Consider the following 14,834-nt stretch of genomic DNA (forward strand, 5'->3'; position numbering starts at 1 on the left):
GGCTGGTGAGAGGCACTGTGTCCACGGCGAAGAAGAACGCTCCCCGCGTCAGCGGGGATGGCCCGGTGGACAACCAGGCCTCGTCCCACACGCTTCTGGAAGGGCGGCTCGGCTACCAGGTCGAGTCCGCCCTTCTGGTGCGTGCGCTGACCCACCGTTCCTACGCGTACGAGAACGGCGGTCTGCCGACGAACGAGCGGCTGGAGTTCCTCGGTGACTCCGTCCTCGGTCTCGTCGTCACGGACACGCTGTACCGCACCCACCCCGACCTGCCCGAGGGCCAGCTGGCCAAGCTGCGGGCCGCGGTGGTCAACTCGCGTGCGCTGGCGGAGGTCGGCCGTGGCCTCGACCTGGGCTCCTTCATCCGGCTCGGCCGGGGCGAAGAGGGCACGGGCGGCCGGGACAAGGCATCCATTCTCGCCGACACCCTGGAAGCGGTGATCGGCGCGGTCTATCTCGACCAGGGCCTCGACGCGGCCTCCGAACTGGTGCACCGCCTGTTCGACCCGCTGATCGAGAAGTCCTCCAACCTCGGCGCAGGCCTGGACTGGAAGACATCCCTTCAGGAGCTGACCGCGACCGAGGGACTCGGCGTGCCCGAGTACCTGGTCACGGAGACCGGCCCCGACCACGAGAAGACCTTCACTGCTGCTGCCCGCGTCGGGGGCGTCTCGTACGGCACCGGCACCGGCCGCAGCAAGAAGGAGGCGGAGCAGCAGGCCGCCGAGTCCGCCTGGCGGTCCATCCGGGCCGCGGCGGACGAGCGAGCCAAGGCAGCGAAGGCGGCCGAGGAGGCCGCCCGGGACGACGCCTCGTCGTCCGCCACCGCCTGACCTGTTCCGAGCAGGTCCTGAGCAGTACCGAGCGCCCGCTCCGAGCCCCTGGCGGCACCGGAGCGGGCGCTCGGCTCATCCACCGGTTCGTCACGGGGGTTCACCGATGCCCGAGTTGCCCGAGGTCGAGGTCGTACGACGCGGACTGGAGCGGTGGGCCGCCCATCGCACGGTCGCCGAGGTCGAGGTGCTGCACCCGCGCGCCGTACGCCGCCACCTGGCCGGCCCGGACGACTTCGCGCACCGGCTCAAGGGACAGCACATCGGCGCTCCGCGCCGGCGCGGCAAGTACCTGTGGCTGCCGCTGGAGGAGACGAACCAGTCCGTTCTCGCCCATCTCGGCATGAGCGGCCAGCTGCTGGTGCAGCCGCACGACGCGCCGGACGAGAAGCACCTGCGGATCCGCATCCGGTTCGCCGACTCCCTCGGCACCGAGCTGCGCTTCGTGGACCAGCGCACCTTCGGCGGCCTCTCGCTGCACGACAACACCGAAGAAGGCCTGCCCGACGTCATCGCGCACATCGCCCGCGACCCCCTCGATCCGCTGTTCGACGACGACGCCTTCCACCAGGCGCTGCGCCGCAAGCGGACCACGGTCAAACGGGCCCTGCTGGACCAGTCGCTGATCAGCGGGGTCGGCAACATCTACGCGGACGAGGCGCTGTGGCGCGCCCGCATCCACTACGAGCGGCCCACCGCCCACTTCACCCGGCCGGTCACCGCCGAACTCCTCGGCCACATCAGGGACGTGATGAACGCGGCCCTCGCCGAGGGCGGCACCAGCTTCGACAGCCTGTACGTCAACGTCAACGGCGAGTCGGGCTACTTCGACCGCTCCCTGGACGCCTACGGCCGTGAGGGCCTGCCCTGCCGCCGCTGCGGTACGCCGATGCGCCGCCGCCCCTGGATGAACCGCTCCAGCTACTTCTGCCCCACCTGCCAGCGGCCCCCGCGCCCCCGCCCGGCCGCCCGGGGCTGAGGGGGACACACGGTATGGCACTGCCCGGGCACGAGGAGTTCTCGCTCGTTCTGCGCACGGACTTCCGCGACGACGCGGACTGGGCCGCGGTGTGCGCCGAGATCGAGGCGGCCGAGGAGTTCTCGACCTCCGTCCTGGTCGACGACCCGCGTTTCGCCGGGGTGAGCGTGCAGGCGCTGCTCGCCGAGGAGGCGGCCGCCGACGAGGGCGACAAGGTCTTCGAGGTGTTCCTCGCGGACTCGGTCACCATGGCCGACCCGGAGCACCGCCTGCTGGCCGTCGACCTCGCGGACGAGCCCGGCCGGACCTTCCGGGTCCCGGCGCGCTGGTTCCCCGACATCTCCGCCAACCTGATGATCGCCAACGTGGACTTCGCCGAGTTCGCGGACTCGGTCGACGGCTCGGGCACCTACCGCGGTTCCGGCGGCGAGTGATCTCCCGCTGCGGCTGCCGGCCGGCGTGGGACTACGCCTGCCGGCCGTCGTAGGCCTCGCGGGAGGCCAGTACCTCGTCCATGGCGCCCTCCACGCAGTGGATGAGCGCGAGCAGCCGCTCGGCGACCTGGCGGCCGAGGGGGGTGAGTTCGTAGTCCACCCGGGGCGGGTTGGTCGGCTGGGCCTCGCGGTGCACCAGGCCGTCGCGCTCCAGCGCGTGCAGCGTCTGGGACAGCATCTTCTCGCTCACCCCGTCAACGCGGCGGCGCAGTTCGTTGAAGCGCAGCGAACCCTCGTACAGCGCGCCGAGCGTCAGTGCGCCCCAGCGCCCCGTGACGTGCTCCAGCGTGCCGCGCGACGGGCAGGCCTTCGCGAAGACGTTGTAGGCGAGGTCCTCGTGATCCTCGGCGGTGGCCTCGGTGAGGGGTTCTTCGGTGCGGGCGCTCATATCACAAGCCTACGCGAGCGCAGCGCTAACCGCCAGGTTGCACTAACTAGAAGTTAGTGCTTTCCTTTGGTCATCGCTTGGAGCTGTCCACCCGAGGAGTTGGAATTCCCATGACCACCCCTGTCGTTGCCATCGCGTACCACTCCGGCTTCGGCCACACCACCGTCCTCGCCGAGGCCGTCCGGGCCGGCGCCGCCGAGGCGGGCGCCGAGGTGCACCTGGTCAAGGTGGACGAGATCACCGACGAGCAGTGGGCGGTCCTGGACCGCGCCGACGCGATCGTCTTCGGCTCGCCCACCTACATGGGCACCGCGTCCGGCGCCTTCCACGCCTTCGCCGAGACCACCTCCGGCCGCTGGTTCACCCGGGCCTGGCAGGACAAGCTGGCCGCCGGCTTCACCAACTCGGCCTCGAAGAGCGGCGACAAGCTGCACACCCTCCAGTTCTTCCAGACCCTGGCCGCCCAGCACGGCATGCACTGGGTCAACCTCGGCCTGCTCCCCGGCTGGAACAGCAGCGAAGCCTCCGAGAACGACCTCAACCGTCTCGGCTTCTTCAGCGGTGCCGCCGCGCAGAGCAACAACGACCAGGGTCCCGAGGGCGTCCACAAGGCCGACATAGCCACGGCCGAGCACCTGGGCCGCCGGGTCACCGAGACGGCCGCGGTCTTCGCGCGGGGCCGCGCGGCCGCGTAACGGGCGGGGCGGGATCAGTACCCGAAGTCCTGCGTCCACCACGGCCCGCCCGGGCCGAAGTGCACGCCGACACCGAGGGTCTTGAACTCGCAGTTCAGGATGTTGGCGCGGTGGCCGGAGCTGTTCATCCAGGCATCCATCACGGCCGCCGCGTCGGCCTGCCCGCGGGCGATGTTCTCGCCGCCCAGACCCGTGATGCCGGCCGCCGCGGCCCGGTCCCACGGCGTCCTGCCGTCCGGGTCGGTGTGGTCGAAGAAGTTCCGCGCGGCCATGTCGGCGCTGAACGCCTCCGCCAGCTTGGTCAGCGAGGAGTTCACCGCCAGCGCGCTGCACCCGGCCTTGGTCCGCTCCTCGTTGACCAGCTTGAACACCTCCGCCTCGGCGGCGGTCTGCGCCGAGACGGTCACCGGCACGGAGGTCACCGTGGGGGCCGAGGGAGCCGGGGTCGCCGTACGCGAGGGGGTGCTCCGCGGCCGGGTGGGAGCGGCCGTCGGCTTCGCGGAGGCCGTCGGCTTCTTCGAGGCCGTCGGCTTCTTCGAGGGCGTCGGCGAGGCCGGCCCGGACGCCGTCTTCGAGGGCGAGGCAGAGGGGGAAGCGGAGGGCGAAGCCGAAGGTGACGCCGAGGGGGAGGACGACGGAGAGGACGACGGGGAAGCGGACGGGCCGGTGGCCGAGGGGGAGGACGACGGGGACGCCTTGGCGCCGCCGCCCGACGCCGGGGCCGGGCCGGTCCCGCCGGCCGCGCTGCCCGAGGTGCCGCCCTGCTGGGTGGCCGTGTTGCCGGGCGAGGCGGCGGTTGGTATTCGGTCGCCGCCGGTGGCGTGGGTGCCACCGCCGAGCCGGTAGTTCTCCAGGCCGGGCATGAAGCCCGTGGCCGCCGCGGCCGTGCCGATGGCGAGGGCCGCCGTCGCGCCGAGCAGGCCCGCGCGCACCGGCCGCCCGGGACGCCGCGGGCGCCGGCCGTCGGCCGGGCCGCCGGGCGCTCCGGAGGCCGCCGCGGGCTCGTCGTCCGTCGCGAACAGATAGGCCGTGCTCCTGGCGGTGACCTCCGCGTAGCCCTCCGGGAGCAGGTACGGGGTGCTGTCCGCGGCCGGCTGCTCGGCCCCGGCCGACTGCTCAGCCCCGGCCGTGTGCTGCGGGTCGGCCGGGTGCTGCGGGTCGTCGCCTGCCGTGGTGGAGCGGTCCGGGTGCGTGGCCCCCGTGGCGGCGCGGCCGGCGGCGGAGCGTCGGTGGCGTCCCATGTCCTTGCCCTCTTCCTCGTGCTCGCGGGCGACCCGGTACCTGCGCGGCGAGTGGCTCCCCGGGACCCCCTCCGGACTCCCTCCGGTCCACCCGGCTCACTCGACCGAGTGAGTTTGCGTGTGCGACTCAATGGGTCCGGACGGTACCCCATGGCGCCGGGGGACGACGTGTCCCGGACGACACCGGGCGGTTAGGTTGCACCCATGAGCGAGGATGTACGACTGGTCGCCTGGGTGCGTGGACACGTGCAGGGCGTGGGATTTCGCTGGTTCACCCGGGCCAAGGCGCTGGAGATCGGCGGCCTGAGTGGTTTTGCTCTCAATTTGGCCGACGGCCGGGTCCAGGTGGTCGCCGAGGGCTCCCGGAAGGGCTGTGAGGGGCTGCTCGACTGGCTCCAGAGTGACGACACGCCCGGCCGCGTGGACGGCGTCACCGAGATCTGGGACACACCCCGCGGCGGCTACGACGGCTTCGCCGTGCGCTGATCCGGTACCGCGCGGCGGCGCCGCCCGGCGCGCGGCGGACCACCGGGGGCGCTCGCCGTCCGGGGAAACGACCTGGTGGTTGCCAAGAACGACGTGTCGTGGCAGGCTCCGCTGGTACAGCTGATCGTCACGCCCTCAGGGCCCCGGATGAGTCTCAGCGCCGCCGTTCTGAAGGCCGCGCCCCGGGTTTGCCCGTCAATACAGGGCGTGATCGTGTTGACCGTCAAACTTTTTGGTGAGACGCTGAAAGCCCCGCGCACCTTAGCTGTTTGGCATGGAGCAACAGCAGAGCAACACCCGGATGTGCCAAGCACCGCGGGTGCAAATCCCTCACGACCCACACCGCATCGGTCGGTCACTCAGTGTGGAGGACCATCCATCATGGCAAAGGCGCTTCTCGGTTACGTCGGCGGCTCCGACCCTCGACTCCTCGCCGAGATGCGACGGTTGCAGCAGCGCGTACAGGACCTGGAGTCCGAGCTGGTCCGGATCCAGGCGGAGAACGAAGCGCTGGCGGCTGCCGCCTCTCAGGAGAGGATCATGGAGAGCATCGACGCACACCAGGCGGAGCCTGCGCTCACCTGATCACTGCATCGCTCCACAACAGCAGTCGCTGTGGTCGGGCTGCCCGTATCAACCGCTCAGTTGATCGGACGACCGCAACCCGGTCGTCAGAGTTGACAAGGGACGCTTCGGCGTCCCTTCCTTCTTTCTTTCCCCCGCGCATCCTTTCACCCTCTTTAACGTACGGTGTGCCCTTCCTGTTCACTGGCGAAACCGCGCGGTTGCGAGGGTTCATGGAGTGAGATAGCGGCGGCGGGTAGAGTGCCCCGGCGTGCACCTCAAGGCCCTGACCCTCCGTGGCTTCAAGTCGTTCGCCTCGGCGACCACGCTCCGGTTCGAGCCCGGCATCACCTGCGTGGTCGGCCCGAACGGCTCGGGCAAGTCCAACGTCGTGGACGCGCTCAGCTGGGTCATGGGAGAGCAGGGCGCCAAGTCGCTGCGCGGCGGCAAGATGGAGGACGTCATCTTCGCCGGCACCACCGGCCGCCCCCCGCTGGGCCGGGCCGAGGTGTCGCTGACCATCGACAACTCCGACGGCGCGCTGCCCATCGAGTACGCCGAGGTCACCATCACGCGGATCATGTTCCGCAACGGCGGCAGCGAGTACCAGATCAACGGCGACACCTGCCGCCTGCTGGACATCCAGGAACTCCTCTCCGACTCCGGCATCGGCCGCGAGATGCATGTCATCGTCGGCCAGGGCCAGCTCGACTCCGTTCTGCACGCCGACCCGATGGGCCGCCGCGCCTTCATCGAGGAGGCCGCCGGCGTCCTCAAGCACCGCAAGCGCAAGGAGAAGGCGCTGCGCAAGCTGGACGCGATGCAGGCCAACCTCGCGCGCGTGCAGGACCTCACCGAGGAGCTGCGCCGCCAGCTCAAGCCGCTCGGCCGGCAGGCGGCGGTGGCCCGCCGGGCCGCCGTCATCCAGGCGGACCTGCGGGACGCCCGGCTCCGGCTGCTCGCCGACGACCTGGTACGACTGCGCGAGGCCCTGCAAGCCGAGATCGCCGACGAGGCGGCCCTGAAGGAGCGCAAGGAGACGGCCGAGCAGGAGCTGCGGAAGGCCGCGCAGCGCGAGGCCCGGCTGGAGGACGAGGTACGGCGGCTCACGCCCCGGCTGCAACGCGCCCAGCAGACCTGGTACGAGCTGTCCCGGCTGGCCGAACGCGTCCGGGGCACCGTCTCGCTGGCCGACGCCCGGGTGAAGAGCGCCACCTCCGCGCCCCTCGAGGAGCGGCGCGGCCGGGACCCCGAGGACCTGGAGCGCGAGGCCGCCCGGATCCGGGAACAGGAGGCGGAGCTGGCGGCGGCCCTGGAAGCGGCCCAGCGCGCGCTCGACGACACCGTCGCCCACCGCGCCGAACTGGAGCGCGAGCTGACCGTGGAGGAACGCCGCCTGAAGGACGTCGCCCGCGCCATCGCCGACCGCCGCGAGGGCTTGGCCCGGCTGTCCGGGCAGGTGAACGCGGCCCGCTCGCGTGCCGCCTCCGCCCAGGCCGAGATCGACCGGCTGGCCACCGCCCGCGACGAGGCACGGGAACGCGCGGTGCGCGCCCAGGAGGAGTACGAGGCCTTGCAGGCCGAGGTCGACGGTCTGGACGCCGACGACGCGGACCTGGCCGAGCGGCACGAGACGGCCAAGCGGCAGCTGACGGAGGCGGAAGCGGCGCTGAGCGCGGCCCGGGAGGCGGCCACCGCGGCCGAGCGCACCCGCGCCGCCACCCAGGCCCGCCACGAGGCCCTGGCGCTCGGCCTGCGCCGCAAGGACGGCACCGGCATACTGCTCGGCGCCCGCGACCGCCTCACCGGGATCCTCGGCCCGGCGGCGGAACTGCTGTCGGTCACCCCGGGCTACGAGGTCCCGCTGGCGGCGGCCTTCGGCGCGGCGGCGGACGCGATCGCGGTGGCGAACCCCGCAGCGGCGGCCGAGGCGATCCGTCTGCTGCGCAAGCAGGACGGGGGACGGGCGGCACTGCTGCTGGCGAACGCGGCTCCGCCGCGGGGCGCGACCAGCGACGACGAACCCGCGGCCGACCGACGGCCCGGCACCCCCCTCCTCGCGGCAGACCTGGTCCGCGGCCCCGCCGAACTGATGCCCGCCGTCCGCCGCCTCCTGCACGGCATCGTGGTCGTTGGCACCCTGGAAGACGCCGAGGACCTCGTCTACGCGCACCCCGAACTCACCGCCGTCACCGCCGAGGGCGACCTCCTCGGCGCCCACTTCGCACACGGCGGTTCCGCCGGGGCACCGAGCCTGCTGGAGGTGCAGGCTTCCGTGGACCAGGCCGCGGCCGAGCTGGCCGAGCTGGCGGTGCGGTGCGAGGAGCTGGCCCAGGAGCAGCGCACGGCGGCCGAACGGCGCGCCGAGGCCGCGGCCCTGGTGGAGGAGCTCGGCGAGCGGCGCCGTACCGCCGACCGGGAGAAGTCGGCCGTCGCCCAGCAGCTCGGCCGGCTCGCCGGACAGGCGCGCGCGGCCGCCGGGGAGGCCGAGCGGTCCACGGCCGCCGCCGCACGCGCGCAGGAGGCGCTGGAGGCGGCCGTCATGGAGGCCGAGGAACTGGCCGAACGGCTGGCCGTGGCCGAGGAGATGCCCGTCGAGGAGGAGCCGGACACCTCCGTGCGGGACCGGCTGGCCGCCGACGGGGCGAACGCGCGGCAGACCGAGATGGAGGCCCGGCTCCAGGTCCGTACCCACGAGGAGCGGGTCAAGGGGCTGGCCGGGCGGGCCGACTCGCTGGACCGGGCCGCCCGTGCGGAACGCGAGGCACGCGCGCGTGCGGAGCAGCGCCGGGCCCGGCTGCGGCACGAGGCGGCCGTCGGGGAGGCCGTCGCCTCCGGCGCCCGGCAGCTGCTCGCCCATGTCGAGGTGTCCCTCACCCGTGCCGAGCAGGAGCGCGCCGTCGCCGAGGCGGCCAAGGCCCGGCGCGAGCAGGAGCTGGCCGCCGCGCGCGCCGCCGGGCGCGAACTCAAGGCGGAACTCGACAAGTTGACGGATTCGGTGCACCGCGGTGAGGTACTCGGCGCCGAGAAGCGGCTGCGGATCGAGCAGCTGGAGACCAAGGCGCTGGAGGAGCTGGGTGTCGAGCCGGCGGGACTGGTGGCCGAGTACGGCCCGCACCAGCCTGTGCCGCCCTCGCCCCCCGCCGACGGCGAGCAGCTGCCCGACGACCCCGAGGACCCTCGCAACCAGCCGCGCCCCTTCGTCCGCGCCGAGCAGGAGAAACGGCTGCGGGCCGCCGAGCGGGCGTACCAGCAGCTGGGCAAGGTCAACCCGCTGGCGCTGGAGGAGTTCGCGGCGCTGGAGGAGCGGCACAAGTTCCTCAGCGAGCAGCTGGCCGACCTGAAGAAGACCCGCGCGGACCTGCTCCAGGTGGTGAAGGAGGTCGACGAGCGGGTCGAGCAGGTCTTCACGGAGGCCTACCGGGACACGGCCCGCGAGTTCGAGGGTGTCTTCAGCCGGCTCTTCCCGGGCGGCGAGGGCCGGCTCGTGCTCACCGACCCGGACAACATGCTCACCACGGGCGTGGATGTCGAGGCCCGGCCGCCGGGCAAGAAGGTCAAGCGGCTGTCGCTGCTGTCCGGTGGGGAGCGCTCGCTGACGGCCGTCGCGCTGCTGGTGTCGATCTTCAAGGCCCGGCCGAGCCCGTTCTATGTGATGGACGAGGTCGAGGCGGCGCTGGACGACACCAATCTCCAGCGGCTGATCCGGATCATGCAGGAGCTCCAGGAGGCCTCGCAGCTGATCGTGATCACCCACCAGAAGCGCACGATGGAGGTCGCCGACGCGCTCTACGGCGTGTCGATGCAGGGTGACGGTGTGTCAAAGGTCATCTCCCAGCGGCTCCGCTAGCCGCTTTTCAAGATCAATCCAAAGATCAGCTCACTCTGTGTTCACTTCTTGAACACAGAGCTACCGGACATATCTGAAAACTCACAGCCGTTGAACTATTGACTTCGAAACTTGAAGGCATAGTCTCTGCAACGTTGCTTTTACCTTCAGGTGTGAGCGGCGTGAACATATGCGCCACTGGAACCCAGAGATCCACACACCTGGAAGGGCTCGCCCCCACCCGCGGCAGCGTTGCCGTGGCCCGAGGAGATACACGTGACCAGCACAGCGCAGGCACCTCAGTCAGGAGCCAGGACGGCCCATCCCGAGCATCTCGGGCACGTCATCTTCATCGCGGCGGCGGCCGCCATGGGCGGTTTCCTCTTCGGCTACGACAGCTCCGTGATCAACGGCGCCGTCGAGGCCATCCGCGGGAAGTACGACATCGGCTCCGCGGCCCTCGCCCAGGTCATCGCCGTCGCCCTGATCGGCTGCGCCATCGGCGCCGCGACCGCCGGCCGCATCGCCGACCGCATCGGCCGCATCCGCTGTATGCAGATCGCCGCCGTCCTGTTCACGATCAGCGCCGTCGGCTCCGCACTGCCGTTCGCGCTGTGGGACCTCGCCCTCTGGCGGATCGTCGGCGGCTTCGCCATCGGCATGGCCTCCGTCATCGGCCCCGCCTACATCGCCGAGGTCGCCCCGCCCGCCTACCGCGGCCGTCTCGGCTCCTTCCAGCAGGCCGCGATCGTCGTCGGCATCGCCATCTCGCAGCTGGTCAACTGGGGCCTGCTCAACGCCGCCGGCGGTGACCAGCGCGGCCACCTGATGGGCCTGGAGGCCTGGCAGGTCATGCTCGGCGTGATGGTCGTCCCCGCCGTCCTCTACGGCATGCTGTCCTTCGCGATCCCCGAGTCCCCGCGCTTCCTGCTCTCCGTCGGCAAGCGCGAGCGCGCCAAGGAGATCCTCGCCGAGGTCGAGGGCAACGGCATCGACCTCGACGCCCGCGTCGCCGAGATCGAGCACGCGATGAAGAGCGAGCACAAGTCGACCTTCAAGGACCTGCTCGGCGGCGGCTTCTTCTTCAAGCCGATCGTCTGGATCGGTATCGGCCTGTCGGTCTTCCAGCAGTTCGTCGGCATCAACGTCGCGTTCTACTACTCCTCGACGCTGTGGCAGTCGGTCGGTGTCGACCCGACGGACTCGTTCTTCTACTCCTTCACGACGTCGATCATCAACATCGTCGGCACCGTGATCGCGATGATCTTCGTGGACCGCGTCGGCCGCAAGCCGCTCGCGCTCATCGGCTCGATCGGCATGGCCGTCGGCCTCGCGCTGGAGGCCTGGGCCTTCAGCTACGACCTGGTCGACGGCAAGCTGCCGAGCACCCAGGGCTGGACCGCGCTGATCGCCGCCCACGTGTTCGTCCTCTTCTTCGCCCTGTCCTGGGGTGTGGTCGTCTGGGTCATGCTCGGCGAGATGTTCCCGAACAGGATCCGCGCCGCCGCCCTGGGCGTGGCCGCCGCCGCGCAGTGGATCGCCAACTGGGCCATCACCGCGAGCTTCCCGTCGCTGGCCGACTGGAACCTCTCCGCGACCTACGTGATCTACACGGTCTTCGCCGCCCTCTCCATCCCGTTCGTCCTGAAGTTCGTCAAGGAGACGAAGGGCAAGTCGCTGGAGGAGATGGGCTGATCCGGCCCCCTCGAACTCGGGGAGAAGGGCCAAGTCCCCGCTGCCCCTCTCCTCGTACCCTCCGCCGCCCCCGCTCCGGCCACTGCCCGGACCGGGGGCGGCGGCATCGTACGGCAGCCTCCCGGCCTCGGCCACGCGGGCCTCCGGCGGTCCTGACCTCGCTTCGGGCCCGGCCCCCAGCCGCCCCGGCCCCCTGCCCCCGGGCCCGCCCGCTTGGCGCCAGGGGCCCTGCTCCCGCCCCGGCCCCCGCTTGGGCCCGACCCGAACCCGCCGCCATCTGGACCGCGACGTGGGCTCCCGCCCCTGCGATGGGAACAGCCCGAACCCTGCACCAGCACGCCTGCCGGCGCTGGGCACCACGGGGAGCGCCCGCCGCTAGGCCGCGCCCTCACCGAGCCGTCGGCTACGCATCCCGCCCGCCAGCCGGAGGGTGTCCAGCACTGCCATCCTCCCGGCGGCAGAGCCAAGGCGCCGGTGGTTGTGGACACCTCGGTCCCGGACCGGGCACCGAACCCGATCGCAGCCGGGCGGGCACGCCGCCAGGACCACGGCCACCCGGCCGCACCGCCCGGGCCCCCGCCACCCGGCCGCGCCGCCAAGACCACCCCCACCCGGCCGCGCCGTCAGGGCCCCCGCCATCCGGCCGCGTCGCCAGGACCACGGCCACCCGGCCGCACCGCCCGGCCCCCCGGCATCCGGCCGCGCCGCCTGGACCCCGCCATCCGGCCGCGTCGCCAGGACCACGGCCACCCGGCCGCACCGCCCGGGCCCCCGCCACCCGGCCGCGCCGTCAGGGCCCCCGCCATCCGGCCGCACCGCCCGGGCCCCCGCCATCCGGCCGCGCCGTCAGGGCCCCCGCCATCCGGCCGCGCCGTCAGGGCCCCCGCCATCCGGCCGCGCCGTCAGGGCCCCCGCCATCCGGCCGCGTCGCCTGGACCCCCGTCATCCGGCCGCGCCGCCAGGACCACGGCCACCCAGCCGCGCCGCCAGGACCGCCGCCAGGACCACGCCCACCCAGCCGCGCCCTCAGACCACGGCCACCCGGTCGCGCCACCGGGGACCACCGCCCCCCCGGCCCCGTCCTCACCGACCCCCCTGCCGTTCCAGCTCCGGCAGTACCCGTTCCGTGAACAGCGTGAGGCTGCGCCAGCCCTCGGCCAGGGGGATGCCGCCCGCCAGGGGGTGCAGGACCAGGGTGTCCAGGCCCGCTGCCAGGCACTGTTGTGGGGTGAGGATGCGGTACACGCCCTCCGCGCGCAGCTCCGGCACCGTCGTGGCGGTCGACCGGACCGCCGAGCGGATCCCGTCCGACTGCCAGGAGGCGTACGTCAGCGCCTCGTGCAGGAAGTGTTCGCCGTACTCGGCCCAGGCCCGGTCGGGATCCTCGGCGAGGTGCAGCAGCGGGGTCGCGGCGGCCGGCATCATCACCCAGCCCTCGGTGCCGTACTCGGCGAGCCGCTCCTTGTAGTACGCCTCCAGCTCCGGCAGATGCGCGCTGGGGAAGAACGGCAGCCCCAGCCGGGCCGCCCGCCGGGCCGCCGCCCGGGAGGACCCGCCGACCAGCAGCAGGGGGTGCGGATCGGTGCACGGGCGCGGGGTGAGCCGTACCGTACGGCCCCGATAGCCGAACTCCTCGCCGGACCACGCCTTCAGCAGCGTCTCCAGCAGCTCGTCCTGGAGCCGGCCGCGGCGCCGCCAGTCGACGCCGAACAGGGCGTACTCCTCGGGCCGGTAGCCGATCCCGGCCACCGTCACCAGCCGGCCGCCGCTCAGCAGGTCCAGTACGGCGATCTCCTCGGCCAGCCGCAGCGGATCGTGCAGCGGGCCGATCACCGCCGACACCGTCACCGCGATCCGGCGCGTCGCCCCGAACACCGCGCCCGCGAAGGCGAACGGCGACGGCAGCCAGTTGTCCTCCGCGCCATGGTGCTCCTCGGTCTGCACCATGCCGATCCCGTGCGCGTCGGCGTACGCGGCCATCTCCACGGCGGCCCGGTAGCGGGCGGAGAGAGCGGCAGGGGCGGCGCCGGGTGCGACGAGGTTGAAACGGACGACCGTGACGGGCATGGCAAATCCCCCTCCGGTGCGCTGCGGCAGGAGGGGGACGTTAGCTGACGAGGTGTCAGATAGCCAGGGGCGCGGAAGGTTCCGTCACGCGTCGGCGGTCACGGGCTCCGCGGCCGGCTCGGCGGCCTGCTCCGCGGCACCGTCCTCGACCGGGCGGACCGCCGGCTTCGGCAGGGCCAGGTACAGCAGGCCGGAGACGACGATCGTGGCGACCCAGCCCAGGCCGTACTCGCCGATCACGTTGTTGCCCGCGAGCGGGCCGGTGAACCAGTCCGAGGTGGTGAACATCAGACCGGCCAGCAGACCGATCGCCCAGGCGGCCACGGCCGCGGGGGAGAAGCCGCCCTTGTACCAGTAGGCGCTGGCACGCGTGGTGTCGGCCATGGCCCGGCCGTCGTACTCGGTGCGGCGCAGCATGTCCGCGCCGAACACGCCGACCCACGCGGAGAACGCGACCGCCAGCAGCGACAGGAAGGCGATGAACGACCCCATGAAGCTCGTCGCCACCAGCATCAGCACCCCGCCGAACAGCAGCGAGATCACGGCGTTCACCGAGACCGCCCAGTGCCGCGGCACCCTGAAGCCGAGGGTCTGCGCGGTGAAGCCCGCCGAGTACATGGACATCGAGTTGATCAGCAGCATGCCGATCAGCGCGATGAAGAGGTACGGCACCGCGATCCACGTCGGCAGGATCTCGCCGAGGAAGGAGACCGGGTCGGTCGCCGAGGCCAGGTCCGGCGTGGACACCGCCATCACCGCACCCATCAGCACCATGGGCAGGACGACGATGCCGGCGCCGCCCACCGCCGTACCGACGATCGCCTTCGAGGAGGCCGTACGCGGCAGGTAGCGGGTGAAGTCGGGGGCCGTCGGGATCCAGCTGACACCGCCCGCCGCGATCATGCCGATGCCCGTGATCACCGCCGCGGTGGAGCCCCCGCCCTGGTGCGTCACCTTCGACCAGTCCGTGTTCGCCGCCAGGTAGACCAGCACGAGCACCGAGAAGACGCCGAAGAGGTAGGTGGCGTACTTGTTGCACTTCTGCACGGCGTTGATGCCGAGACCCGAGATCGCGAAGGTCGCCACGACGAACGCCAGCAGCATCACCATGTCCAGCACGCTGTTCGCCTTGAGACCGAACAGGATGTCCAGGATGGTGAGCATCGCGTAGGCGCCGGTGACCGCGTTGATCGTCTCCCAGCCCCAGCGCGCGACCCAGATCAGCGAACCGGGCAGCAGATTGCCGCGCTGGCCGAACACCGCGCGCGACAGCGCCATACCGGGCGCGCCGCCCCGCTTGCCCGCGATGCCGATCAGCCCGACCAGGCCGTACGACACCACCGGCGCGGCCACGGCCACCACGAGCGCCTGCCAGATGTCCAGGTGGTACGCGACGACCAGGCTCGCGCCCATGGTCAGCAGCAGCACGCTGATGTTGGCGCCGACCCAGGTGGGGAACAGCTCACGGGTCCTGCCGGTGCGCTCGTGATCCGGGACCTGCTCGATGCCTCGGGTTTCGAGAGCGCCTTCGGTCTCGACGGTTTTGCTCATGAAAAAGGGGCC

Annotated in this window: 12 protein-coding genes; 8 read left to right on the forward strand and 4 right to left on the reverse strand. The window is 72.1% G+C overall.

The window, feature by feature from the left end; genetic code table 11:
- Positions 1-5 precede the first annotated feature (5 nt).
- From rnc to ACZ5CZ_RS01415, 3 genes are all read left to right on the forward strand, one after another.
- The gene (gene rnc, locus ACZ5CZ_RS01405; RefSeq protein ID WP_385839735.1) at positions 6-833 is read left to right on the forward strand and encodes a ribonuclease III; all 828 of its coding nucleotides are present in this window, start codon (positions 6-8) and stop codon (positions 831-833) included.
- Between the two features lie 106 nt (positions 834-939).
- Positions 940-1,812, forward strand: coding sequence for a bifunctional DNA-formamidopyrimidine glycosylase/DNA-(apurinic or apyrimidinic site) lyase (gene mutM / locus ACZ5CZ_RS01410; RefSeq protein ID WP_467546942.1), 873 nt, complete (start codon positions 940-942; stop codon positions 1,810-1,812).
- A 14-nt stretch (positions 1,813-1,826) separates the two neighbouring features.
- Positions 1,827-2,246, forward strand: a complete 420-nt coding sequence (locus ACZ5CZ_RS01415) for a DUF6924 domain-containing protein (protein ID WP_468938162.1) — start codon at positions 1,827-1,829, stop codon at positions 2,244-2,246.
- Between the two features lie 31 nt (positions 2,247-2,277).
- On the opposite strand, the gene ACZ5CZ_RS01420 is transcribed toward ACZ5CZ_RS01415, so the two are convergent.
- Entirely contained in the window at positions 2,278-2,694 is a 417-nt protein-coding gene (locus tag ACZ5CZ_RS01420; RefSeq protein WP_385839732.1) for a winged helix-turn-helix transcriptional regulator, read from the reverse strand.
- A gap of 110 nt (positions 2,695-2,804) precedes the next feature.
- Here ACZ5CZ_RS01420 and ACZ5CZ_RS01425 point away from each other — a divergent pair, with 110 nt between their 5' ends.
- Positions 2,805-3,389 carry a flavodoxin family protein gene (locus ACZ5CZ_RS01425; protein ID WP_468938165.1) on the forward strand — a complete coding sequence of 195 codons (585 nt, stop codon included), beginning with the start codon at positions 2,805-2,807 and terminating at the stop codon, positions 3,387-3,389.
- Positions 3,390-3,403: 14 nt separating this feature from the next.
- Here ACZ5CZ_RS01425 and ACZ5CZ_RS01430 read toward each other — a convergent pair whose 3' ends face one another.
- Positions 3,404-4,630 carry a CAP domain-containing protein gene (locus tag ACZ5CZ_RS01430; RefSeq protein ID WP_468938168.1) on the reverse strand — a complete coding sequence of 409 codons (1,227 nt, stop codon included), beginning with the start codon at positions 4,628-4,630 and terminating at the stop codon, positions 3,404-3,406.
- Positions 4,631-4,834: 204 nt separating this feature from the next.
- Between ACZ5CZ_RS01430 and ACZ5CZ_RS01435 the strand changes: the two genes are divergently transcribed.
- From ACZ5CZ_RS01435 to ACZ5CZ_RS01450, 4 genes are all read left to right on the forward strand, one after another.
- Complete coding sequence (locus ACZ5CZ_RS01435; RefSeq protein WP_467546949.1) at positions 4,835-5,116, forward strand: acylphosphatase; 282 nt, start codon at positions 4,835-4,837, stop codon at positions 5,114-5,116.
- A gap of 381 nt (positions 5,117-5,497) precedes the next feature.
- The gene (locus ACZ5CZ_RS01440; RefSeq protein WP_385839728.1) at positions 5,498-5,701 is read left to right on the forward strand and encodes a hypothetical protein; all 204 of its coding nucleotides are present in this window, start codon (positions 5,498-5,500) and stop codon (positions 5,699-5,701) included.
- 250 nt (positions 5,702-5,951) lie between these two features.
- Positions 5,952-9,530 (forward strand): chromosome segregation protein SMC, encoded by a 3,579-nt coding sequence (smc, locus tag ACZ5CZ_RS01445; RefSeq protein WP_468938172.1) that lies wholly within the window; start codon positions 5,952-5,954, stop codon positions 9,528-9,530.
- A gap of 255 nt (positions 9,531-9,785) precedes the next feature.
- Positions 9,786-11,204 carry a sugar porter family MFS transporter gene (locus ACZ5CZ_RS01450; RefSeq protein ID WP_385839725.1) on the forward strand — a complete coding sequence of 473 codons (1,419 nt, stop codon included), beginning with the start codon at positions 9,786-9,788 and terminating at the stop codon, positions 11,202-11,204.
- Positions 11,205-12,287: 1,083 nt separating this feature from the next.
- Here ACZ5CZ_RS01450 and ACZ5CZ_RS01455 read toward each other — a convergent pair.
- Both ACZ5CZ_RS01455 and ACZ5CZ_RS01460 read right to left on the reverse strand, forming a co-directional pair.
- A complete protein-coding gene (locus ACZ5CZ_RS01455) occupies positions 12,288-13,271 on the reverse strand; it encodes an LLM class flavin-dependent oxidoreductase (RefSeq protein WP_385839724.1) in 984 nt (327 codons plus the stop codon).
- A gap of 84 nt (positions 13,272-13,355) precedes the next feature.
- The gene (locus ACZ5CZ_RS01460; protein ID WP_468938175.1) at positions 13,356-14,822 is read right to left on the reverse strand and encodes a cytosine permease; all 1,467 of its coding nucleotides are present in this window, start codon (positions 14,820-14,822) and stop codon (positions 13,356-13,358) included.
- Between the last annotated feature and the right edge of the window lie 12 nt (positions 14,823-14,834).

The organism is Streptomyces sp. NPDC031418 (assembly GCF_055581605.1).

Coding starts and splice junctions, on each gene's coding strand:
- ACZ5CZ_RS01415 (WP_468938162.1), top strand. CDS start 1,827: ATGGCACTGCCCGGGCACGAGGAGTTCTCGCTCGTTCTGCGCACGGAC.
- mutM (WP_467546942.1), top strand. CDS start 940: ATGCCCGAGTTGCCCGAGGTCGAGGTCGTACGACGCGGACTGGAGCGG.
- ACZ5CZ_RS01435 (WP_467546949.1), top strand. CDS start 4,835: ATGAGCGAGGATGTACGACTGGTCGCCTGGGTGCGTGGACACGTGCAG.
- ACZ5CZ_RS01430 (WP_468938168.1), bottom strand. CDS start 4,630: ATGGGACGCCACCGACGCTCCGCCGCCGGCCGCGCCGCCACGGGGGCC.
- ACZ5CZ_RS01440 (WP_385839728.1), top strand. CDS start 5,498: ATGGCAAAGGCGCTTCTCGGTTACGTCGGCGGCTCCGACCCTCGACTC.
- ACZ5CZ_RS01425 (WP_468938165.1), top strand. CDS start 2,805: ATGACCACCCCTGTCGTTGCCATCGCGTACCACTCCGGCTTCGGCCAC.
- ACZ5CZ_RS01420 (WP_385839732.1), bottom strand. CDS start 2,694: ATGAGCGCCCGCACCGAAGAACCCCTCACCGAGGCCACCGCCGAGGAT.
- ACZ5CZ_RS01460 (WP_468938175.1), bottom strand. CDS start 14,822: ATGAGCAAAACCGTCGAGACCGAAGGCGCTCTCGAAACCCGAGGCATC.
- ACZ5CZ_RS01455 (WP_385839724.1), bottom strand. CDS start 13,271: ATGCCCGTCACGGTCGTCCGTTTCAACCTCGTCGCACCCGGCGCCGCC.